General features: G+C 43.1%; 21 protein-coding genes. 13 read left to right on the top strand and 8 right to left on the bottom strand.

Going from position 1 to position 23,334, the window contains the following annotated elements:
• Positions 1 to 41 precede the first annotated feature (41 nt).
• The 3 genes from OZ660_RS14190 (at position 42) to OZ660_RS14180 (ending at position 2,757) form a co-directional block, all read left to right on the top strand.
• Positions 42 to 839 carry a PaaX family transcriptional regulator gene (locus tag OZ660_RS14190; protein WP_274741343.1) on the top strand — a complete coding sequence of 266 codons (798 nt, stop codon included), beginning with the start codon at positions 42 to 44 and terminating at the stop codon, positions 837 to 839.
• A gap of 63 nt (positions 840 to 902) precedes the next feature.
• Positions 903 to 2,012 carry a hypothetical protein gene (locus OZ660_RS14185; protein WP_274741342.1) on the top strand — a complete coding sequence of 370 codons (1,110 nt, stop codon included), beginning with the start codon at positions 903 to 905 and terminating at the stop codon, positions 2,010 to 2,012.
• A gap of 277 nt (positions 2,013 to 2,289) precedes the next feature.
• Positions 2,290 to 2,757: a DUF3718 domain-containing protein gene (locus OZ660_RS14180; protein ID WP_159627148.1), complete on the top strand. Its 468-nt coding sequence runs from the start codon at positions 2,290 to 2,292 to the stop codon at positions 2,755 to 2,757.
• 85 nt (positions 2,758 to 2,842) lie between these two features.
• Here OZ660_RS14180 and OZ660_RS14175 read toward each other — a convergent pair whose 3' ends face one another.
• Positions 2,843 to 4,180 carry a M24 family metallopeptidase gene (locus tag OZ660_RS14175; RefSeq protein WP_446698935.1) on the bottom strand — a complete coding sequence of 446 codons (1,338 nt, stop codon included), beginning with the start codon at positions 4,178 to 4,180 and terminating at the stop codon, positions 2,843 to 2,845.
• Positions 4,181 to 4,436: 256 nt separating this feature from the next.
• Between OZ660_RS14175 and OZ660_RS14170 the strand changes: the two genes are divergently transcribed.
• A complete protein-coding gene (locus tag OZ660_RS14170; RefSeq protein ID WP_274741341.1) occupies positions 4,437 to 5,072 on the top strand; it encodes a transporter substrate-binding domain-containing protein in 636 nt (211 codons plus the stop codon).
• Between the two features lie 69 nt (positions 5,073 to 5,141).
• Here the strand turns inward: OZ660_RS14170 and OZ660_RS14165 are convergent, their stop codons facing one another.
• On the bottom strand, positions 5,142 to 5,522 hold the full coding sequence (locus tag OZ660_RS14165) for a VOC family protein (RefSeq protein WP_274741340.1): 381 nt from the start codon (positions 5,520 to 5,522) through the stop codon (positions 5,142 to 5,144).
• Positions 5,523 to 5,607: 85 nt separating this feature from the next.
• Here OZ660_RS14165 and soxR point away from each other — a divergent pair, with 85 nt between their 5' ends.
• On the top strand, positions 5,608 to 6,087 hold the full coding sequence (gene soxR, locus OZ660_RS14160) for a redox-sensitive transcriptional activator SoxR (RefSeq protein WP_274741339.1): 480 nt from the start codon (positions 5,608 to 5,610) through the stop codon (positions 6,085 to 6,087).
• A gap of 40 nt (positions 6,088 to 6,127) precedes the next feature.
• Positions 6,128 to 7,030 carry a 23S rRNA (adenine(1618)-N(6))-methyltransferase RlmF gene (gene rlmF, locus OZ660_RS14155; protein ID WP_274741338.1) on the top strand — a complete coding sequence of 301 codons (903 nt, stop codon included), beginning with the start codon at positions 6,128 to 6,130 and terminating at the stop codon, positions 7,028 to 7,030.
• On the opposite strand, the gene OZ660_RS14150 is transcribed toward rlmF, so the two are convergent.
• The 5 genes from OZ660_RS14150 to betB all read right to left on the bottom strand — a co-directional run bounded on the left by OZ660_RS14150 (position 6,962) and on the right by betB (position 13,257).
• A complete protein-coding gene (locus tag OZ660_RS14150) occupies positions 6,962 to 7,711 on the bottom strand; it encodes a hypothetical protein (RefSeq protein WP_274741337.1) in 750 nt (249 codons plus the stop codon). The genes rlmF and OZ660_RS14150 overlap by 69 nt on opposite strands.
• A gap of 200 nt (positions 7,712 to 7,911) precedes the next feature.
• Complete coding sequence (locus OZ660_RS14145; RefSeq protein ID WP_274741336.1) at positions 7,912 to 8,610, bottom strand: TorF family putative porin; 699 nt, start codon at positions 8,608 to 8,610, stop codon at positions 7,912 to 7,914.
• A 112-nt stretch (positions 8,611 to 8,722) separates the two neighbouring features.
• On the bottom strand, positions 8,723 to 9,940 hold the full coding sequence (locus OZ660_RS14140) for a BCCT family transporter (RefSeq protein WP_202262134.1): 1,218 nt from the start codon (positions 9,938 to 9,940) through the stop codon (positions 8,723 to 8,725).
• Positions 9,941 to 10,116: 176 nt separating this feature from the next.
• The gene (gene betA / locus OZ660_RS14135) at positions 10,117 to 11,775 is read right to left on the bottom strand and encodes a choline dehydrogenase (RefSeq protein WP_274741335.1); all 1,659 of its coding nucleotides are present in this window, start codon (positions 11,773 to 11,775) and stop codon (positions 10,117 to 10,119) included.
• Between the two features lie 15 nt (positions 11,776 to 11,790).
• Positions 11,791 to 13,257, bottom strand: coding sequence for a betaine-aldehyde dehydrogenase (gene betB, locus OZ660_RS14130; RefSeq protein WP_274741334.1), 1,467 nt, complete (start codon positions 13,255 to 13,257; stop codon positions 11,791 to 11,793).
• 496 nt (positions 13,258 to 13,753) lie between these two features.
• On the opposite strand from betB, the gene OZ660_RS14125 reads away from it, so the two are divergent.
• Positions 13,754 to 14,272 (top strand): Mpo1 family 2-hydroxy fatty acid dioxygenase, encoded by a 519-nt coding sequence (locus OZ660_RS14125; RefSeq protein WP_202262131.1) that lies wholly within the window; start codon positions 13,754 to 13,756, stop codon positions 14,270 to 14,272.
• Between the two features lie 111 nt (positions 14,273 to 14,383).
• Here the strand turns inward: OZ660_RS14125 and OZ660_RS14120 are convergent, their stop codons facing one another.
• Positions 14,384 to 15,040 carry a crotonase/enoyl-CoA hydratase family protein gene (locus tag OZ660_RS14120; protein WP_202262130.1) on the bottom strand — a complete coding sequence of 219 codons (657 nt, stop codon included), beginning with the start codon at positions 15,038 to 15,040 and terminating at the stop codon, positions 14,384 to 14,386.
• 226 nt (positions 15,041 to 15,266) lie between these two features.
• Between OZ660_RS14120 and OZ660_RS14115 the strand changes: the two genes are divergently transcribed.
• The 6 genes from OZ660_RS14115 to OZ660_RS14090 all read left to right on the top strand — a co-directional run bounded on the left by OZ660_RS14115 (position 15,267) and on the right by OZ660_RS14090 (position 23,324).
• On the top strand, positions 15,267 to 17,213 hold the full coding sequence (locus OZ660_RS14115) for an aminotransferase class V-fold PLP-dependent enzyme (RefSeq protein WP_202262129.1): 1,947 nt from the start codon (positions 15,267 to 15,269) through the stop codon (positions 17,211 to 17,213).
• A 15-nt stretch (positions 17,214 to 17,228) separates the two neighbouring features.
• On the top strand, positions 17,229 to 18,467 hold the full coding sequence (locus tag OZ660_RS14110; protein WP_274741333.1) for a hypothetical protein: 1,239 nt from the start codon (positions 17,229 to 17,231) through the stop codon (positions 18,465 to 18,467).
• Positions 18,464 to 19,252 carry a transglutaminase-like domain-containing protein gene (locus tag OZ660_RS14105; RefSeq protein ID WP_274741332.1) on the top strand — a complete coding sequence of 263 codons (789 nt, stop codon included), beginning with the start codon at positions 18,464 to 18,466 and terminating at the stop codon, positions 19,250 to 19,252. Before OZ660_RS14110 ends, OZ660_RS14105 begins: the two co-directional genes overlap by 4 nt.
• A gap of 93 nt (positions 19,253 to 19,345) precedes the next feature.
• Complete coding sequence (locus OZ660_RS14100) at positions 19,346 to 20,107, top strand: TrmH family RNA methyltransferase (RefSeq protein WP_202262126.1); 762 nt, start codon at positions 19,346 to 19,348, stop codon at positions 20,105 to 20,107.
• Between the two features lie 49 nt (positions 20,108 to 20,156).
• Positions 20,157 to 21,161, top strand: coding sequence for a ribosome biogenesis GTPase YlqF (gene ylqF, locus OZ660_RS14095; RefSeq protein WP_202262125.1), 1,005 nt, complete (start codon positions 20,157 to 20,159; stop codon positions 21,159 to 21,161).
• A 102-nt stretch (positions 21,162 to 21,263) separates the two neighbouring features.
• The gene (locus OZ660_RS14090; protein WP_274741331.1) at positions 21,264 to 23,324 is read left to right on the top strand and encodes a glycoside hydrolase family 97 protein; all 2,061 of its coding nucleotides are present in this window, start codon (positions 21,264 to 21,266) and stop codon (positions 23,322 to 23,324) included.
• Positions 23,325 to 23,334: the final 10 nt, after the last annotated feature.

Raw genomic sequence — 23,334 nt, 5'->3', positions numbered from 1 at the left:
ACAATAAGCAAAAATCACATGTAGGTGAATTCGACTAAAACATGACTACAGATAAAGTGAAAAAGCCGGTAGCGCGTAAATTGCTCCTTAAACTGCTGGGCTCAAGAGACGATATTCAAATGAATGCAGCAACTGCTGTAAGAGTAGGGGCATTGTTTGGTATTTCGGAAAATAATGTTCGCGTTACTCTTAACCGTTTGCACAGTGCTAATTTACTGTCGCTGGTGGAAAGAGGCTACTATCAATTAGGGCAAAAGGGTAAGCAGTTTGCGGGTGAAATAAACCAGTGGCGAAACGCAGAGTCGCTGTTGACCTCGTGGCACAACGATTGGATTGTTGTTCAAACATCGATGTTGGCTAAAAGTGATAAAAAGCAGCAACGTCACAATACACGCGCCTTAAAGCTTCTTGGCATGCAGAGATTGGTCAATGACATGTACGTCAGACCAAACAATATGAAAGCGAGTGTAAATGAAATCAGGCAGAAGCTACTTACAGTAGGTTTATCGAAAGAGGCCCTCGTATTTAGCGCTTGTGACTTTGAGCAACGTATTCAGCAGAAAGCGTGTAAATTGTGGCATGGCGAACGCTTGGAAAAGCACTACCGGGAAGGTATCGACGAATTGCAACAATCCCTTGATAGCCTTTCAACGATGCCCCTTGAAGATGCACTCATTGCTTCTTACGAAGTGGGAGATAACGCAATTCATGACTTGGTTTTTGACCCATTACTACCCGCTCCTCTCGTGAACGCAAGTCTTCGAGAGCAATACCGCGAATTGGTGAAGCACTACGATGACGTAGGTAGTCAAATTTGGTATCAATTCTTGCATGTTTAAGTGCATAAGAGCTAGGTACATGAGAATTGAGTTGGCGTAAATGTAGGGAAGTAAACGGTATTTATGAGTAAAAACAGACCGCTATTTAAGCACATACGTAATCATACTGCTTTGTTCAGTGAACTGTGTCACTACAGAAATAAAGCAGTACAACATCTTGGTTTTCAAGACTACGAATTTCACAAAACACCAAAGTTTATTACCGAAGATGGTGCGCGACTGACCATTGAGCCTGAACGCAGTATCGTGTTACCTAGTGTCAATACCCTTGCGGGTCTCAAAAGCAAGCTTGTACAGGCCATTGAAACACTGCACATGGTTGAAAATAGTGAGATTGGTTATCGCTATCCTACGGCGGCACTAGCGGGCTTAGATGCACCATTTATAAAACGGATGCGCTCTGAATATTTTCACCGAGTAGACGAAGATAGAAGTATCTGTCGGCCAGTAAATTTATCTTACGGGATCAAAAGTCGAGGTAAAGCCGATAACCGCTTGGAGTACGAAGTCTGGATGCCAGATGAAGCACCAGATCAAAATCCGCTACCCTTACTTATTGATTTATACGGCGAGGACCTCCCTAATGATGTGCGACATTTTGTCGAGCAGCCGTCTAAAGTCCATGGCTGGATGGGGGTGAAAAGAGCTGCATTTGAAGCGCTGTATACCCACAAAGAATGTGGTGATCTAATAATATGTGTGGCGATGAGTGTCGATGCTTACAATATTGGTGCTAAGCCAGACTTGTCTTATTCTCCCGAAGCTGAAAGCTCAATTGCCATTAACAACGCAGAATTCGAGTGGGAGGTAGAGGGGTACTATGCGCCGCGCGATTGGCAGTTTGACCACGACGCTGTATGGCATGCCATCAACCATACATTAGAAGCAATTAATGCGCCGCTAGAAGACCTTTATATAAGCGATATTATTCCTAGCACTGAAAGCAAAACCGAGCGAATCCTCTCTACGTTAGCGTCACTGGGAGTTACTCAAAACGAAATTGACGCATTGAACCTGCAGCCCTGGGAGTTCATGTTGACAGAAAGTGAGCACAGAGTAAAAGCGCACGATCCTACGCGTTCTGTGAACTTACTGGGTAGATTGAATCGTCTGTTTTACCAACCAGAGCAACAGTTGCCTTCTCTTAATTGGATCCATGACCTTATTTTGTAAGGTCATGGTATCCAAATCATCTTTTTTTCTTATCACTTTTTCCATTCTAACAGTGAATACGACGGCAAGGGCTGTCATGAATTCGTCTTATTTGTAAATTTTTAGATAAAATTACATTATTTTTGTAAATAACTTTCAGTTTTGTCGTGATCTGACTGTTTATTTCGTATTTTTTGTAATTAAATTACGAAAAGTGCTTTATTTATTGAAAGCTTTGTTCATAATGTACACATCACTGAGGTGATATCTAATTTAGTTACAAAATAGGAATTCAAAAATGAAACTGTCTACATTCGCCATTGCTTTAACACTTTCTGTTGCTGCAACTCAATCTTTTGCTAAAGACGTTCGTCTTAAGCCTGTAAACAATAATATCGAAACACAAGCGTGTTTAACTGCTGCTGAAGAAGGTTTTGGTCCAGCATTGCGCTTTATCCGCAACAGCGGTTTTAACGCAGAAGAATTCAGTGCATCTGTACGTTGTAATGGTGAGTCATTACGTACGTTTGCTTATATGTATAAAAACAATGAAGTAACTGAGAATGCAAAAACGGTTGCATTGGTTGCTAAAAATCAAGACGCTGCGTCACAAGCTTGTCTAGAAGCACTTACTATCGGTAAAGATGCTGCTTTGGTTAAGTATGGCCTAGAAGGTGAAAATATTATTTGTAACCATCAAGACATTTCAGACTTTGTACGTCAGTACAGTGCTGAAAATGTCATCGTGCGCTCTAACGCAGAGTAAGCACTAAGCAAATTATTGCTTACAAAATTGTACAGTTTCATGGCCTTTCGCTTGAGAAAGCGGAAGGCCTGACACTTTACCCAAATCACTGCTTTGAAGCGCTAATCAAGTGAAAGGCCTTTTGCCTTCCATCCAAATACACCACTTCACGCCCGTCAAAAAACGCATCTTCTTCTAGCATAATTCGAATTTCTTTATTCCACGCATTAACTACGCTAGCTGCATTTAATTCTATTGAATATACCGTTTGACCATACATAGGGTAGTCGCCCTGAACAGGCACACCTTCTTGCGCATCCCACATTCCTATTGTTGGGCCTGCAGCATGACCGTGTAATCCCAACGGGTGAGTATAAATTGATGGTGTAATGCCTTCTTCTATTGCTTGTTCTCTGGACATTTTTAAAATGGCATTACCTGTTCGCCCAAGTTTAAAGTTGCTGGTTAAAATGTCTTGTAGACGATTGGCAGTAGCTAAAGCTCTCTTTAAATCCTCGGGTGCATCAGTTTCGCCTTCTTTTAGAACATAAGCATGTTGTTGCTGGTCAGTGTTAAGCCTAAGATAAGTAATGCCGAAATCAACATGAAGTAGGTCACCAGGTCGAATCACATTTTCGCCCGGACGCTTACTAAATGCTTTTATCTGGTCAAATTTTTCGTCATCAGCGCGTTGTATTGAAACGGTAGGGTGAAACCAGTTTGTGAGTCCAAGTTCGAGAGTTTGATCTCTAAGCCACCACACCACGTCATCTGTGGTGGTAATGTTTGGGGTTATCACGTCGTTAGAAAACGCTTTTGCTATAAGGTCGTGGCCAATTTGAGTGAGTATTGGATAGTGTTGCATTTCCAGTTCACTACGTGTTTCTAACCATCCGATAGCCAGTTTTTCACCAGTCACAACTCTTGATGCAAAGGTGTCAGGCAAAGCAGTCATTAAGTTTGCGTATTCTGTTGAACTCATGCCATCTGCTAGCGCAAATTCCTCCGACGTATTAATAGCAATGCGCTTGGGGTTACGTTGTTTAATAATTTTTACCAGTGCTTGCCACTGATCAGGCTGCGCTTCCTTATCCCATGCTTTTTCAAATATATCGCCAACGGCATAACGTGCAACGGCAAGTGTCTCAAGCGCACGGCTGTCTTGAGGGCGATAAATGACAAGCATAGTATGGCGCCTTGCTGACAGCCAAGTAGAGGGAAGCATAGTCTTAAGGATAGGATCTTCATTGTATTCCCTAGACATAACGATCCACATATCAATGTTTTCTCGTTTCATTATGTCAGGAAGCACCTGCTCGAAACGCTGTTTTGTAATGCGATCAATTAGCTCGCTTCTTTCTTGCATGCTTAAAATGGGGGCAGCGCTAACAGAATAAATCGAAAACACGGCGAGCATGGCAATGGGAAATAGTTTACTTAGCATTGATTTTTCCTTGTGCATTGACTAATGACTAATACAGCCCGTATAAAAAAGCCCCTATATTAACACTAGGTCCATATATTAAACGCTAAGTGCGTTGACAGGCGTCTACCGCATTTGAGTTGATCTATATCGCGGTAAGATTGATATTATCTTTTTTGTAACACTTGTCATGGTTTGGTGAAACGGTTTCATGAAGTATTTTGCGCTCTTATTACTTTTTTTATCTGCGTTTGTTAGGGCAGAGGGAGCCACTACGGTGAAATGGGGCACTGATCAGTGGGAAGGGTTTACTGATTACGATGGTACTGGCTTCTACCACGAGCTGATGAGACAAATTTTTCCTTTGCCGCAATTTGAGCTCGAAGTGAGTTACTTCCCATGGAAGCGTTCCTTAAAGCATTTGACGCAGGAAGAAATTGACATGACGGGAGGAATGCCTAAAAACAATGCTTTCTATCAGTCTGACAAGCCTGTTTTGAGTGAAAAAATTCTGCTCGTAAGCCGTGAAACACTTGATCGTGGCGACATACAACAAATGCTAGGTGCATACCGAGCGGGGTACGATGACGTAATTTTTTATGCTGCATTACCTAACAGCGCGTCTGGCATTGAAGTGAAGAGTGTTGAGCAAGGCTTGGCACTACTAAGACAAGGCAAAGTTGATTTTTATGTGGACACCGAAATTCTGATTAATCGTGTTTTCAGTGAGGGAATTCGCAATGGTGAATTTCAGTCTGCAGAAGTGGGTGACTTTGAGCTTTTTTGGTCTTTCGCAAGAAATAGTAAAGGCAAAGCGCTCAAACGTCATTTTGATGCACAGGTAGCGTTGCTTAACCAACAAGGCACTATACCTGCACTGTATCAAAAATACGCCATTGCAATGCCTTATTAGTGCCAGTCGCCCCTGGTGTGAAAGCGTGCCTTTTAATAAGCACGCCCAAGTGTATCGTTCTAATAAATGCTAGGTGTAGCTTACCACTTCAATTTCAATATTATCTTGTGCCATAAAATAAAAGCGTCGTCCCGGTTCATAGTCGCCATGGCTGAATGTATCAATGCCCATGGAAAGTATTTTAGCCTCTACAGCATCAAGATCAGCTACCACCACGCCAATGTGGTTAACGTTGGCAAGTGTTTTGTAGTCACTCACAATAGCATTTAGTTTTACAGGTTTATACAAAGCAAGATAGGCATTGTCATCGCCAACATGCACGCTATACCCCTCATTTTTTGCACCGCCTTGCCACCGAACCTTCCATTCAAACAACGTGCAAAGTAGCTGTGCCATCGCATCAGGATCGGTAACGGTAATATTGGCGTGTTCTAGATATGCATTCTTCATTATTTACCCCTTTAAGTAGATAGTTAACGAAAACCAGCTTAATATCTAAAGCTAACTTTAGATCAAGTGCTGATTGGGATTTTTTATGTCACCAGAACCGCTAGTCAGTATCGGCTTCATTGCGAAGCGGACAGGTAATGCCGTTTCGCTCATTCGTTACTATGCCAATGAAGGGTTGATCCCGTCGGTACGTACCGAGGGAGGAAACCGCGTTTTCCCCCGTTCGGTCATAAGACGTGTATCATTTATTCTTATTGCACAGAATATGGGCTATTCACTTGCACAGATAAAGACGTTGTTATCGTCTTTGCCAAATAACAGAACCCCCACGCAAAAGGATTGGATAGCGCTTAGTGAAACATTCAACCAACATATTGAACAAAGAATAGCAGCGCTTACTAGCTTAAAAACGTCGCTGCAAGGCTGTATCGGTTGTGGTTGTTTGTCACTAGAGCGGTGTAAGCTGTACAATAGCGATGACAAAATGGCCGCGCATGGGGCAGGTGCACAATTGCTAGATGATAATGTTCAGTCTATGTATCTCGCACAGCGCCTTAAAGGGTAGCGGTCTTACTTCAACTAAATACAAGATTTCACAATCTCTCATGCACGTAAGAAACCTCCATAAAAATGGTTACCCAATGGCGGCACTTTGTCAGTCATTTCCCGCGCTAATCCCTTTTGTTGTTAATGCTAAAAGCGGGAACAAAAGCATAAATTTTGCCGATCCTAATGCCGTAATGGCACTGAACGCGGCTTTGCTCAAGCTCTATTACAAGGTCGATTTTTGGGAAGTACCAAAAGGCTACCTTTGCCCACCTGTGCCGGGGCGTGCTGATTACATTCACGCAATTGCCGATTTATTGGTGGCAAAGCCGCCCCAAAAAACAAACACGGTAAGGGGGCTCGACATTGGTGTTGGGGCCAATGCTATTTATCCAATAATAGGTGTAAGTAGCTATCAATGGGAGTTTGTGGGAAGTGATGTCGATGAAGTCGCGTTTGTAAACGCGAGCCGAATTGCCCAGAAAAATGCGCACTTATCTGAGCGGTTTAGTGTGCGTAAACAGGCTAGTTCCGACTACATATTCAAAGGTGTGATAAAAGACGACGACTACTTTACCTTTACGATGTGCAACCCACCGTTTCACAAATCGCGGGAAGACGCGTTATCGGGCACGCGGCGAAAAACAAAAAACCTCAAGCGCAACGTGAGCAAGCGGGGTGGAAAGTCTAGCGCAATAGGTAAAGCCAGCGCTAACCTTAACTTTGCAGGTCAGGCGAATGAGTTGTGGTGCAACGGCGGTGAACTCGCTTTTATACAGCGGATGATAGAAGAAAGTACCCAGTACAAAACTCAGGTAGGTTGGTTTACCTGTTTGGTTTCAAAAAGTGCGCACCTCAAACCTCTTGAAACCAGTATTCGCTATCACCAAGCCTCAGAATTCGACATTGTTGAAATGGGGCAGGGGAACAAGCTTAGCCGGTTTGTGGCATGGCGTTTTTAGCGCATTTCTGTGTTTTGCTGCAATAGGGCTCACTGCTACCCACTTGAACAAATACATGATGACCAGCTTAGTTATTCCACTTGTCACGGCTAATACTAAGAGGGGCCAACCTTTTGAAAACCCCATGGTTAGCGCAAAAGCAATTGTTGATATGTCCATCATAAAAATGAACTGACTCATTTTTAAGTCTACCGCTCCTGTGCGCCCCGATTTATAAATAAGCCTGATTTGATGAAAATAGCCCTGCGCGATTAACACTGAAACACACAATATAATAGAGGTGGATATTACCTTTCCTTTATCAGATATGGATTCACCGTAAAAAAGACCAATAACAGCAAGTAAGAGACCGCTCGCGGACAGCACAAAGCTGACTATCGACCTGGCCGATTTCCTATCCATCATGATTTCCATAATGATGCATAAAACCAGCAAAGAGGCGATTAGCCTTGGCCAAACAATGTAGTGATTAAAAGGCTCTATTGAGTATCCATACACGAAAAAAGACAAATAAGCCAAGAAGCTCACAGTAAATTGGTTTAAAGATAAAAGCTCGGTGGGATGCAAACCATTATCCGTATTTTTTCTTCGCCATATTTTCCTTAACTGTGAAAATACACCTATAAGGCTTATGAATATAAATGCAGTATTAACCGCACCTGTAATGTCGTAAAGGTTCAAGTGCTCGCCTCTTAATGATATTTTGTCGACAAAATATCATTAATAATGAGTTTATAAGTATTTATTTATCTTATAATGCAGATGTTGTCGACATTTTGGTGTTTGTAAGGCTTGATTGTAGGGAGAGCCATAAAGGCTACACGTAACGCATCGTTTGGAAAGCGGGAATGCTAAACGTGTAGCCGGACGAGATATATAGTCTAAAACCCGAACGTTTTTGAAATGCCGAACACAACTCTCTCGTCAGCCGTGTTGTAGTCTAGATTGGTATTTTCTGCCGCAATTTCTATGTTGAAGCCCTGGTAACTGGTTTGATAGGCCAAGCGGTAGTGATAAAACGACGTTTCATTGTCTTGCCATAGCCACTTATCGCTATCGAGAGAGTTTGATACATCAAAACTTGCACGCAATGCATGGTTTTCTGCTAGCTGAAATGTATGTGCAACCATTGCGATAGCATGCTTTGCGCCGGTACCAAAGTAGTCCCACGTGTACCAAAAGTTTAGCTCTGATGCGCCATAATCACTGACATAACCAAACTTGGTATAAAGCTCAGGATAGTTTCCGTCGCTTGAATCGCTTGCGCCGTGATAAGAGTAATAGGCAATGCCGTAGTCAACACTGACGGTTTCAGTGAGCATTTGGTAGCGACCAACGTAAAAGTCCCACTCAAGATTTGTGTCACCACCAAAATCGACATTTGATGCCCATGTACCTGCATATAATCCACTATCAAATGCTTTGTCTATGCCTACTTGCAAAGCGGGATCATTTTGGGTTTGGCTAACACCATTGAAGGTGTAATCTGATACGCCAGATACAGTAGCACTCCAATTGGCATGTGTGGGGAATGTGAAAAGCGCAGCAAGTGCAGCAATAATTGAATATGTTTTGTTCATTTTATAAAAACCTTTTGTCTTTATTTTTTCGTTAGTTATTACAAATCGCACGCGAGCAAACACACGGCTTGCTTTCGCAAGCCATGATGTATGCAAAGGAAAAAGCGTGAAGTTAGTTCAGATTTTCGATCTTCGTGAAATCGATTTTGTTTTCTTTAGGCGATGCTTTTATCGCCATGACCGACTTATATTTTTGGCTGAGAATATAGCCAAAGCAGCCAAAGAACAGGGCGATGACGAGAGCGCCGACCCATTGAATTTGCAAGAAGTCTAGCTTGAACAATAACGTTAGCATCGAAAGAGCGACAATGTTTAATGCAAGGTAGTTGGCACGACCGATGCGTTCTACCGTAATATTTAAATTGTCGGTGTAAAGGCGAATGAGTGAATCGAGTGAGTTGATCACAAATACAATACCAACAAATACCATGGCAAAGTTAACCAAACCATCTGTTGAAATACCCGCACTGTGGTAATGGTAAAGCACTGAGAACCACGCGGCAATTGGGATAGACGGTATCACCATCATTGCAATTAGTACCTGATAGGTTTTAAGGCCACCGACAAAGCGCGATGTAAACTGGCCAATCATAATGCTCCAGCTAAACCACCAGAATAGATAAAACTCATGATATTCATTAATCGGTAGTACAAATTTATCGATATTGGCAAAGTAGCCGCCGATTAACCCTAAGTTTGCAAAGTAGCTTGCCATCTTACTTTCGCCAAATATGAAAGCGCCTGCCCACATACCTGCAATTAGTGCGATAAAAACCCATGTTGTGGTAATACTCAATATGCGAACAAACTTGATACTGGTACTTGAATACACAGCAAACGCAATAGCAGCAAAAACAATGGCGTAGAACGTCGGCACAATTGACTCACCATCGCCTACGCTGGGCAAGTACCAAGGCAAGTTAGAGAGTAATAGAAAGGCCGTAAATGCACAGGTGCCAATGATCACAACGTTGTTAACGAACTTTACTGCTGGAAGCTCGAAAAACTTCACCTTTGGCTCGATTACGCAGAAATAAAAACAAGTTAAAAAGTAAAACCCCCAAATTAAGAACCCCCAGAAGCCAAATTCTATAGCCAACGGGTTGGTAAATGCGTATTCGGGGCTTGCGCTTATGTCAGCATAACCGGCAAATTCAGTCAGTGGGAACATAATTAAGCCCACGTCTAAACCTGAGGTAAAGAGGATAGCAATAAAGGTAAGGGTTCTCACTGGCATAACGCCAACCACTTTCACATTGCCCCATTTAAACAAAATATAGGCCACAGAAAGTAGAGTGAAAATAATGCCTGCACTAAGCCATACTGTCATTATCACCCTCCCAATATTGATAAAAATGTAACATGTTTTTTCCTTTTTTTAGTTATAAACATTGTGCCCAAATTACCTTGCTAATCGCACGATAATACACTGCACAGGGTGACCTACCCGGTAGGTAGAACACTGGTGTAAATGCTCGACTTTAATGGTGTTTCACGTTTTATTTCCTAACGCAGCGCGGTCTGCCAATTGGCGTTTAGTCCAACACTGACGTTTTGCTCAGGCAGCCTCGGCTTTCCCAAGATAATATCTGCTGCTTTTTCCGCTACCATAATGGTGGGGGCATTTAGATTGCCATTTGGAATGGTTGGGAATATAGATGAATCGACAACTCTTAGGCCTTTAATACCATGAACCTTGGTATCAGAATCTACCACCGCCATATCGTCTTCTCCCATCTTGCAAGAACAAGACGGGTGGTATGCACTTTCTACGGCATCACGAACAAACGCATCTATTTCTTCGTCGCTTTGAATGTGCTCTCCAGGCTGAATTTCACCATCGCGAAAATCATCAAATGCCGATTGCGAAATTATTTCGCGAGTCAGACGCACACAGGCGCGGAATCCTTCGATATCCTCTTTATGCTGTAGATAATTAAACACTATCTTTGGCGGCACTTTAGGATCTGATGATTGAATGGTTACGCTACCGCGACTCTTAGGCTTGTTATGGCCTACGTGCACTTGGAATCCATCGCCGTCAAACGCCGACTTACCGTCATAGCGAATTGCTGCCGGCAAAAAATGATATTGAATATCAGGCCATTCGACCTGAGGCTTTGAACGGATAAATGCACATGACTCAAAATGATTGGTCGCACCTAGCCCTGAGCGATTAAGCAACCAACGAGCCCCAATAAGCCCTTTTGAAATAAGCCCCAACTTGCGATTAAGGGTAATAGGTTGTTTACATTTGTACTGGAAGTAAAACTCCAAGTGGTCTTGCAAGTTTTGTCCAACACCAGGCAAGTGGTGTTTGACCTCTATCCCAGCAGCATTAAGGGCATGAGTTTCTCCTATACCTGAAAGTTGCAGTATATGGGGAGAACCAATAGAACCTGCGCTTAAGATTACCTCTTTACCTGATATTGCGTTATGCGTCTTTCCTTTTACTTGGTACTCAACGCCAGTAGCTTTTTTGTCTTCAAGAAGCACTTTGGTCACGAGTGCGCCTGTTACTACAGTTAAATTCTTACGCGATTTTACGGGGTCGAGATATTCACGGCTGGTTGAACTTCTAACACCATTTTTTACCGTCATATGCATGGGGCCGAAGCCTTCTTGTTGGCGACCGTTGTAATCAGCAGTAATGTCGTAACCAGCCTGCTCGCCTGCCTTTACAAAAGCAGTGTAAAGCGGGTTTTTCATTTCATTACCGTTGTTAACGCCTATTTCACCGTTACCGCCGCGATAGGCATCATTTCCTTTGTACCAACTTTCGGCTTTTTGAAAGTAGGGTAAACAAGCTTGGTAGTTCCAATCTTTAGCGCCGTGGGCTTCCCACTCGTCAAAATCTTTTGCATGCCCTCGAACATAAACCATGCCGTTGATTGAAGACGAACCTCCCAACACTTTACCTCTAGGGCAGTGCATTTTTCGGTTATTAAGGTAGGGCTCTTCTTCAGTGTGAAATTGCCATGCGTACTTGTCGGTGTTCATTGGAATAGACAAAGCAGTGGGCATCTTTATGAAGATACTTTTATCTGAACCACCCGTCTCTAATAGCAGTACGCTATGCTTAGGGTTTTCGGATAAACGGTTTGCCAGTACGCACCCCGCAGAGCCCGCACCTACAATGATGTAATCAAATGTTTGTGATGTCATTAGTAAAACTACTCCTTAAAACGGGCTCTCAATATCAACCATACCGACATAGACTGACTTCGTCTGGGTATAGCTGTTGAGTGTTTCTACGCCGTTTTCTCGGCCAATACCGGACTGTTTATAGCCTCCAACTGGCATTTCAGCAGGTGAGTTACCGTAAGCATTAATCCAACAAATTCCCGCTTGAAGCTGATGAATGACGCGGTGTGCACGTTGAATATTTTGACTAAATACTCCAGCGGCAAGCCCAAGTGTTGTGTTGTTTGCACGTGTTATCACTTCATCTTCGTCATCAAAGACGAGTACGCTCATGACGGGGCCAAATATCTCTTCTTTAACAATGGTCATGTCATCCGTACAGTCAGTAAAGATAGTAGGGGCGACGAAGAACCCGTTCGGGGCTGATTCAGGTGAAACTGCGTGTCCGCCAGTAAGTAATGTGGCACCTTCCTGTTTACCTTTATCGATATAATTTAGTACCAACTCTTGGTGCTTTTGTGAGATCAGAGCCCCCATATTGACGTTGGGGTCAAGGGGATCACCAATGATGATGTTCGCTTCGGTACGTGTTTTTAGCTCATCGATAAATCTTTGATATACAGAACGTTGTACGTAAACGCGCGTACAGTTTGTGCAAATTTCGCCTTGGGTGTAGAAGTTGCCTAGCATCGCGGCACTTACCGCCTGACTAATATTGGCATCTTCAAAGACGAGCAATGGCGATTTACCGCCAAGCTCCATGGTAACGTCTTTTAGGTTTGTCGCTGCAGCACTTTGCATAACCCTCTTGCCAGTACCGACTTCACCGGTAAACGAGATTTTTTCAATGTCAGGGTGTGAGGTTAGCCATTGACCCACTTCTGCAGCGCCGTGGACTACGTTAAATACACCAGCAGGAACACCTGCTTCTATGAATATCTCTGCAAGTTTCATAGCGCCCATTGGCGTTTCTTCAGAAGGCTTGAATATAAATGCATTGCCTGCCGCCAATGCAGGGCCTGATTTCCAACAAGCTATTTGAATGGGGTAGTTCCAAGCGCCAATACCAGCGCAAATACCTAGCGGCTCTTTTCGCGTATAAAAGAAGTCACCGCCCACACCTTGCTGTGTTCCTAATTGTGTTGGCGCGAGACCTGCGTAGTACTCAATAACATCGGCACCCGTTTCAATATCAACGCAGTCTGCTTCTTGAATAGGCTTACCCGTGTCTAGCACTTCTAATTTAGCGAGTTCGTCGTTACGACTTCTCAACAACGCAACCGCCTTATTAAGAATACGCATGCGCTCAACAGGCATCATGGCAGACCAAGCAGCAAAGCCCTGTTTCGCACTCTCTATTGCCTGTTGTTGAATGAACTCATCAGCAATTTCGACGTGATAAATCACCTCTGCTGTTGCGGGGTTAGTAACAGCGAAGGTTTCTCCGTTTTTATTTGCCAACGGCTTGCCATGAATGAAATTCTGATAAGTCGGTAATGCCATGTAAAACTCCTAACGCTGTTTACTTAAAATCATCGAGACACTTTCTATAAACACAACAAACACTACGGTTTCATGAATATGTGTTTAAAAGTTAAGCACTTAGTCTGTCAAAATCATTTAATATTTGATTAATTTATTTTGATTGACTGTTCAATAAAAATAAATTGTATAGTGCTCTAACTAATTTTTCAACTTGATAAGTTTATTAACTGATGTGTGGAACGCTTTTTTTAATCTTGTCTTTAATGTAGTTTTTTGATTTTTAATGGTTATTTTTAGGTTTTGCGGCTAGTGTTAAATTTTGCGGTAAATAAGATATTGTCATCAAGGATTTTGGTTACCCAAGTAAAAACCGAAAAATAGTTCGGAGTCTAACTATTTTGCTTGGTGAGAATTAATGTGTTTTCAAAAATGGTGAAATGTCTTTTAGGCGACAGTTTAAGTGCAAAAGCAGACATACACTTATTGCTCAATATGTGAAATGTGGTAACAACTTATGAAGACATTAGAGCAATACCTCGGCGAATACGGCCATTATCATAGAGATCAGAGAAATATATATACCCACTATGCGGGTATACCACTTATTGTCTTTTCGGTGTTTTGTCTTTTAAGTAAGCCTGCGTTTTTAACGGATGTACCGCTTTTGGGCGAGACTATAGTGAGCCCCGCTATAGCAGTATGGGTTATTGGAAATCTATTTTATTTTAAGCTCGATAAAAAACTGGGTTCAGTAATGGCCTTAATTACCGCCGTTATGGTGTACTTTGCTCAATCAGTTGCCGCGCTTGGTGTTATCTCTTGGTTATCTGTGTCGCTAGGTATTTTTGTGGGTGGTTGGGCGCTTCAATTCGTGGGCCATCACTTTGAAGGAAAAAAGCCTGCTTTCGTTGACGACATTATGGGGTTGGCAATTGGTCCCTTGTTTGTACTAGCGGAAGTGGCGTTTGAGATGGGGCTTCGCAATAAATTGAAGCAAGACATTGAACAGCGTTGTGGCCCCATTCGACACTAAAGTGTGTTTTAAAGGCGTGTTTTAAGGGTGTTATGACAGCACGCTAGGCTAAGATGGCAAAGGCCTCTTCGGTTTTGCCTGCTATGGCTTAGCGCGCTATTTCAATTAAAGCTAGCCTTTCATGTTAGCGAGAGTGGCTTTCCTTAACTGCATCTTAGATTCTGCAAAAGCCTGACGTGGCAGCATCTTAAGCTTGTCTGCATAACCTAGCGCCGTTGCCAGTACTTGGTCTTGCGGTACGGCTGCATCCAGAAAGCCTGCTTTGACCGCTTCTTTACCGTCATAAATACGAGAGAATAACAGCGCTTCTGTTTGGCATGTATTGGCAAGTCTTGCTTTTGCTAGCTCCATACCAAAAGGAGGCAATACCATACCAATTGCGGTTTCATTAAGGCCGTATTTGGTGTCTGCATCTTTACCAATGCGCAAATCTGCTGCCATTAATAAAATGGCACCCATCGCGATACTATGACCCTCTGCTGCAACCACCACAGGTAATGGAAAGCTGTATAGGCGAACGATAAGGTCAGCGCCAGCTTGAACAAGTTCAAGCTGTTTGCTTTTGTCATCAGCTTTCATTACCGACAAATCGAAGCCACCACAGAACTTACCTTCACCGCCGTGAAGCACCACGGCATTCGCTTTTTGTTCGGCCTCATCTAATGCGTTGTTAAGTTGTTCTATTAGCGTGAAGCCAACCGCATTTACCTTTCCGTCGTCAAAGGTAATTACAGCAATATCATTTTCTATTTTTAAATCGAAAGCCATGTTGTGTTTTAGCTCCATTTTAGTAAGTGACAAAGGGCAAATCTCAAAAGGGCCACTATCATACCTATACACAACGTAAAATGCCCACTTCGAGAAAGTAATAAAGTGCGATTTATAATGGTGATAGAGCAAATGAAAACTTCACACAACATGAAATTCAGCGTTACACTCTAATTTTGGTAACCACGTTAGCGCCATGCGCTAAGTAACTAATCACGGATGTTTGATGCGCCCTCATTTGAAAATTCTTGTTATAGAAGATGCCGCTGATTTGCTTGAGCAAATCACCACAAGTATTAGCAATACCATCACGTATTTTGATCGTGATGATGTAGAAATAAGTCTGATAGAGGCAAATGCGGTAGCCAAAGCGTTACAGTTTGTGCGTGACGACGGAGACATTCAAGCGGTTGTGTTTAGCTGGGACGTGGTAGCAAAAGAACACGAACTCGTTAGTCAGGTTGCTGACTCTGACGACAAAGGTGCTGTTATTCAAAACAACGCTCGTGTGATTGATGCCATCAAACGAATACGCCCTGAGCTACCGGTTTATGTATTGGGTGATGCGGTTAAAGGACTGGACATCGTTAATCAGGCCAACGGTATAGAGTCATTCTTTTATCGCAATGACATTATCTCAGACCCAGAATCTATACTGGGTTACATCATTAATGACTTTGATGATAGAAATGAAACACCGTTTTGGACTGAGTACAAAGATTATGTTGTAGAAGCAAACGACTCTTGGCATACACCAGGGCACAGCGGCGGTGCGAGCTTTAGAAACTCTCCTTACATCAGCGATTTTTACCGCTTCTTTGGACGCAACGTGTTTGTCAGTGACCTTTCGGTGAGTGTGGACTCATTGGGATCACTATCTGACGGCACACATGCTATTGGTAAAGCGCAGGCTGCTGTGGCAAATACATTTGAAGTGCGTCATTCTTACTTTGTCACTAACGGTTCTTCAACGTCGAATAAAATAATTCTGCAAACGTTGCTGCGAGAGGGTGATAAAGTTATAGCCGATCGCAATTGTCACAAATCTGTGCACTACGGCATTATTCAAGCGCGCGCAATGCCAGTGTATCTCGACAGTGTGTTTAACCCAGAGTATGGTATTTTTTCACCGCCGCGCATGGCGCAAATTAAAAACCTTATAGAGCAAAATACTGATGCAAAACTCATTGTTCTTACCGGTTGTACGTACGATGGGTTGCTCACCGACTTAAAGCAAGTGGTTCAACTTGCGCATGAACATGGCATTAAGGTTTTCATTGACGAAGCCTGGTTTGCATATTCGCTATTTCACCCAGCATTGCGTGATTATTCAGCTATTGCGGCTGGCGCTGATTACATCACGCATTCAGCGCACAAAGTAGTTTCTGCGTTTTCTCAGGCGTCATTCATTCATGTCAATGATCCTGACTTCGACAAAGACTTCTTTAAAGAGGTCTTCGCAATACACACCAGTACTTCGCCAAAGTATCAACTCATTGCTTCGTTAGACGTCTGTCGTCAACAGTTAGAGATGGAAGGGTATAAAATTCTCAATGAGTTGTTGAGCAATGTGGCTGAGTTAAAAGCCCAAATGGCTAAATTCAAGCGTTTGCGGGTGTTAAGTCCACAAGATTTTGCCACAATGTTCTCGCACTTCGAAAGCGATAACATTGGTCATGATCCACTTAAAATCCTCATTGATGTTTCCGCATTGGATTATTCCAACCAAGAAATTCATCGATTCTTAATGGACGAAGTGGGTCTTGAAATAGAAAAGTTTACGCACAGTACAATCTTGGTGTTGTTAACGCTGGGCGGCATGCGCTCTAAGATAGTAAGACTATATAATGCGTTAAAGCGTTTAGACGATGGTGCCGTAAACTTAAGTAAGCGTAAAAGCAAAAGCCCTCTGCCGGCTGATATACCACCCATTCATTTGGACGATTTACCTTCGAAAGCGTTTTTTAGCAAGCGCGAGGCAATAGCGTGGCAAAATAGTGTAGGGCGTACTGCCGCTGGTTTAATCACGCCGTATCCTCCTGGGATCCCACTGATTGTACCGGGACAAAAAATTGAGCAAGCTCATATTGATTACTTGCAGGCGTTAGCGAGTCAAAAGCTTACCGTGCAGGGAATTTACGATGGTGAAATATACGTAGTGGAAGACGAGTAAAGGAATAAAATAACAATGAAAAAAGTAAACGCATCATTAATGGGTTTGGCACTGGTGTGCAGTGTAACCCCAGTACTAGCGAAAGATTATATTTCACAAGAACAGCTTCCTGGCTGGTTCAACGACGCGGTGAAACGCGAAGTGAAAATTACTGAAAAGTCGAATGTTACACTTGCAGAGTTTCCGCTAAGCGCTGCAATTTTGGGAAAGTGGTCTGATGTAGAGAAAGCCGATACGTATTGGTATTACATCGTTGACATCGGCACTGAAACCCCAGTGGAGTGTTGGGCATTTCAAGATTACGATGGCCCCGCAAATTCACTTGTTAATATGATGAAGTATGCGACAGAGAATATCGCTACATTGCACAAAAGAGCACTAACCAGCCAGTACAACTACTCACTAAATGTGGAAAATATTGCCGATACAGCAGTACTTGATTATCAGGTGCTTTATAACCTGGGAACAGGTGCAGAGCAGTTAACAGGTTTAATGAAGGGGTTATCCGCCGAGTCTCCTAATGGTCTTCAAGTTTGTCTACACAACGAAATTGGCTATCGCGAAACCTTTAAGGATGTCTTTACCTCGTTTGTTAATGCGACGGATAAAAGCGCTCATGCAACACCGTTTTTTAACTCAGTTAATTCGGTATATATGAATAACGAATTGGTTGGTGTTGCGGTTGAGAAGTTCACTAAAGATGCTGATGGTGATGTTGAAATCAGAGAAGCGCTTTCAATGATTTTGCCTGTAGATGCAAACAATGTTGCTACAACAGATACTGTTACGCGTTCATGGAGTTATGCTGATGGCGAGTTAATAAATGCTTATACCTATTCGGTAGAGAACAGCGAAATGTCTTCGTCGCTATCGTTATCGGCATCTGAAGGTGTATGGGCCGTTGAAGGCGAAATACAAGGTAAGCCCATTTCTGCACAGTTAGAATATCAAGGTGAGTTTGTCTCTAACTTTGGTACTTACTTAGTGGTTGACGAACTGAATAAGACTGACAAAGAAACCACCACGTATGTAACTTGGTCTGCCGATACCGACCCAACAGCACCCACAACGACAACGATGTTGAAAGAGGGGCAGCAGGATGGTCTACATCTGTATAAGGCTGATATGGAAGGTTTTGAGGTAAAGTATAAGGCCAACGATGACCTAATAATGCAATCTGCTACCATGAGTATCGGGCCTGTCTCCATGTTAATAAAACCGCTTTTCGTTTCTGGTAAACCTACAGCGTTATGATGCGTTTATATACGTTAGTGTTGTGGCTACTTGCGAGTGTTGCCCATGGGCAAAGCTCGCCTACCTTCGCTCAAATCGAATTAACGCTTCATTCAGAACAAGCGTTACCCCTACCGTCAAGCATCCAGTTTGAAGTGGTGGTGAGTAAACCGTCTGAGTATCAAACTTTGTTAGCTGGCTGGGAAGGTGTGCAAGTGGATAACGTGTCAGGTAATACGCTCACGCTATCACTAAATGAACATTACGTAGCGAATGCGCCGGTAATAAATAAGCACACCCAGAGCAGCTTTGTCATTGATTATGACGAGCCTCAAGTTCAATCCGTTCTAACGCAGTTTAAGCAAGCCAATCTGGTATCAACGCCAGATTTGCTTGGGCAAAGCATAGAGCAGTACGTGTCGACGTATATTACTGAACCTAGCTACATTCACAATTTTGCGTTTGCCTCTACCGTTGCTAAAAGTAAAAGTGGTGACTGTACAGAGTTTGCGGTGTTGACCGCAGCGTTGGCTAGAGGTCTTGATGTGCCCGCTCGCGTGGTTGTGGGCTCAGTTCTTGTGGAGGTCGATAAAACACTAGAAGCGTTTGGTCATGCTTGGAATGAACTGTATATCGAAAACAGGTGGCAGCGTATTGATGCGGCGCTAACCAATCAGCAAAACGCGCGCGTGTTTTACTTACCGAGTTACGTGCTTGATAACGAGGGACCTGGGTACGCGTTAGCGCTGGGTAAAAGCATGTTTACGTTGCCACAGCGCATAACCGATGTAAGAGGGCGAAAATAGGCGTAACAATAGTTTGTTGTGTACCACGCAGTACTTGAGTTTTCGTCTGTTTGGCTTACACTTGCGCCGCAAAAGATTTTAAGGTCAGGTTTAATGAAACTCAGTGATGTAAAAAAGCTCCACCAAAAGAAATACCGGTCTCAATTCGGCTATTATTTGGTGGAAGGAGAGCATCTGGTACTTGAGTTAATTAAGGCCATTAATGATAAACAGGCTTTTTTGAGTCTGAGTGAAATCACCTTTTACGCAACCTCACAGTACGCCGATTGGCTTTCTAAGAAGCTTTCAACAAACTATAAGGTTGAAGTTCTTAGTGAACAACAAATGGTATCGTTGAGCGATACTAAATCACCTCAGGGCATTATTGCCCTTGTTCCATTACCGAAAAAACGCTCCACCGAAACAAGCAATAAAACCTCTGCGAACACCTATTATGTGTACCTTTATGAAACACAAGACCCAGGCAATTTAGGCACGATATTAAGAACGTTGGCATGGTTTGGCAACGTCACATTAATGATGAGCCCAAATAGTGTTGACCCTTACAATTCAAAGGTAGTGCGAGCCAGTATGGGGGCTATATTTCACGTTGATATGGAGCTTAATGTGCCCCTTGAGTCATTGAATGATAGATTTCAGCACTTTGCTTACTTAGACATGAATGGCAAAAAAGTAATGTCGCCCACATTTGGTGATTATCAGTGCTATCTTTTTGGTAACGAAGCGAGAGGCGTGCCTAGAGAAGTGTTAGCCAGCCTCAACGCAGAAGCATTCACAATTCCAGGGTGTGGCAAAATTGACTCATTGAATCTGGCCAGTGCCGTCAATATGTGTGTCTATGAACTTTCGCGTTAACTCGCAGCTGTTGCAACCCCTTAATACTCGCAAAATATAGGAATAAACCGTGGCATTACAATGGTTCCCAGGGCACATGCACAAAGCCTTGAAAGAAATTAAAGAGTCGTTAAATCAAGTAGATATTCTAATAGAAGTGCTTGATGCGCGTATCCCATATTCTAGCGAAAACCCGGAAATTGCAAAAATTCGTGGCGACAAACCCTGTATAAAAATTCTGAATAAATATGATTTAGCTGACCCTGACATTACGGCTCGCTGGCAGGAAAGTTTAGAAAAAGAACGCGGCGTTAAAACGATTACCACATCAAGTGATAACCCGGGTAATAGTAAACAAATAATGCAGATGATAAGAAGCATTTGCGCCCATAAAGACGCTCAACCGAAAGCGATTAAGGCTATGATCACAGGTATCCCTAATGTGGGGAAGTCGACCTTGATTAACATATTGGCCGAGCGAATTATTGCTAAAACGGGCAATGAACCGGCCGTTACCAAAAGTCAGCAGCGGATTAACCTTGGCAGCGGCATTATTCTTTTTGATACGCCAGGAGTACTTTGGCCTAAGTTAGAAAACCCAAATTCGATTTACCGTTTAGCATCCTCAGGTGCAGTAAAAAATACGGCAATGGAGTATGACGACGTGGGATTTTTCGCGGCTGATTACCTTATTAAAGCGTACCCAGAAGTTATGCAAGAGCGCTACAAGCTTGATGAACTGCCAGACACAGAAATTGAGTTTCTAGAAGCAGCGGCGAAAAATCGCGGCGCAATTCAAGCTGGGGGTAGGGTTAATTTACACAAAATATGCGAGATATTACTGAAAGAACTTCAGTCGGGAAAACTGGGGCGTATTACGTTAGAAACGCCAGAGATGCTTGAACAAGAAAAAGAAGAAATGGCGAAAGAGGCGGCAAGAAAAGCTGAAGCAAAAGCCAAGCGCAAGCAAAAATTTAAAACTGGCTCGTTAACGCCAGATAAAAAAGACCGCAAAGAAAAACGTGAAGAAAAGCGTCAAGAACAAAGCCGTAGAATGAAAAAAGCGCGAAAATAAAAGTGTAATTAAATCAGTTGATCTTAATCGTTTAAGAAATTGCTTGCAAAATAGGCAAATTGCTTGATACTAACATAACATTAACAATGTTAAGGTTAGTCCATGCGAGCAATTTGCCTGTTACTTTTACTGTCTGCCACCTCCGTTTTCGCCAGCGAAGTTGTTGTTAAATCGCCGGACAAAAAAATCGTACTCACCTTTAGTAGCGACAAAAGTATCGCGCAGTATCGCATTGACTATCGCGGTACGCCGCTTTTTGCATCAAGTAAATTAGGTTTTACTTTTGCAAGTGCGGCACCTATGTATCGCGATTTTTCTGTTAAAGAAATCAGTCGAAATCGCGTAGATGCCACATGGACACAGCCATGGGGAGAGCAAACTCAAATCCGTGACTACCACAACGAATTAGTGGTTGAATTCATCGACAATGGCAATAATGAAAATCGTTTTCAGGTGCGTGCCAGGGTTTTCAACGACGGTGTCGGTTTTAGATATGAAATTGTGACTGATGAAAAACGGACAATTACGCGAGAGCTGACAGAGTTTAATTTTGTCAATTCTCATCAGGCAACGGCGTATTGGATCCCTGCTCATGGCCGCGAGCGATACGAATATCTATATCGTAAAACCCCACTTCAAGAAGTATACAAAGCCCACACGCCATTTACAGTTGCTTATGAAAATGGTGTTCATGTTGCCGTGCACGAAGCGGCACTTGTCGACTATGCCGGTATGAGTCTTGATAAACAAGAGTTGGGTCGCTTTACCGCTGCTCTTGCGCCTTCGCACGATGGTGTTTTGGTTCGAAAGCATGGCTCGTTTACTACGCCTTGGAGAACAATAACGATTGGTGATGAAGCCGTCGATTTAGCCAACTCGTTTATTTCTCTTAACCTCAATGAGCCAAACAAGTTGGGAGAAGTAAGCTGGGTAGAGCCCGGTAAATATGTGGGAATATGGTGGGGAATGCACATCGACAAGTTTACTTGGGGCTCTTCAGATAAGCACGGTGCAACTACTGAGCGAACCATGGAGTATATGGATTTTGCCGCAGCTAATGGTTTTGATGGCGTTTTGGTAGAGGGGTGGAACAAAGGGTGGGATGGCGACTGGATTGCCAACTCCGAGCTCTTTTCGTTTACTGAAAGCTATCCAGACTTTGATATCAAACGAATTACAGAGTACGGTAAAAGCAAAGGTGTGAAGCTTATTGGACATCATGAAACTTCTGGCGGTATTAGTAACTATGAAGCGCAAATGGAGGATGGATTCGCGCTTTACCAGAAGTTAGGCGTCTCTCAAATTAAAACAGGCTACGTTGCACACGGACAAAATCTAAAAGTAAAGGATGACCAAGGCCATGTTCGCTATGAATATACTGACAGTCAGCGCGTGGTGAATCACTTTTTGCACAACGTAAAAACAGCCGCAAAATATGAGCTTGCTATCAATACTCACGAATCGGTAAAAGACACGGGCCTTCGCCGTACTTACCCAAACTGGATCTCTCGAGAAAGTGCCCGCGGGCAAGAGTATAACTCGGGTTGGGCTGCCCCAAACCCACCAGAACATATTCCTATGCTAGCGTTTACTAGAATGCTTGCAGGCCCTATGGATTTTACGCCCGGTATTTTCAATTTTGATTACATCCGTCAACAAGATGGCGGCGTAGAGTGGGGTAAAGGTAATATAATGCGCCCGCAAACTACACTGGCCAAACAGTTGGCTCAATACGTGGTGCTATACAGCCCTATACAAATGGCCGCAGATCTACCCGAAAATTATGAAGCCAAGCCTAATGCTTTTCAATTTATTAAAGATGTGCCAACTGACTGGTCTGAAAGTATTGCGTTGCAAGGCGAAGTAGGCGATTTTATTGTCATGGCAAGAAAGGAAAACCAACATAAGCACTATTTAGGTGATGATTGGTTTTTAGGTGCTGTTACTGACGAGAACGCGATCTCGCTAGACATTCCACTTAGTTTCTTAGACGAAGGCCAGCGTTACGAAGCGCAAATATACAGTGATGGTGAAGACGCGCATTGGGAAACTAACCCCTATGCATTGTCGATAACCCACAAGCAAGTTAGCGCCAAAGATACGCTAACGCTGAAACTGGCGTCATCAGGTGGAGCGGCTGTGCGTTTTAGAAAGCTGCCCTAAGATTTTTAAA

The organism is Alteromonas sp. 009811495 (genome assembly GCF_028865455.1).
Lineage (GTDB): Bacteria > Pseudomonadota > Gammaproteobacteria > Enterobacterales > Alteromonadaceae > Alteromonas.
Note: the sequence above shows the minus strand (reverse complement) of the source record. Positions and strands in the feature narration are given on the sequence as shown.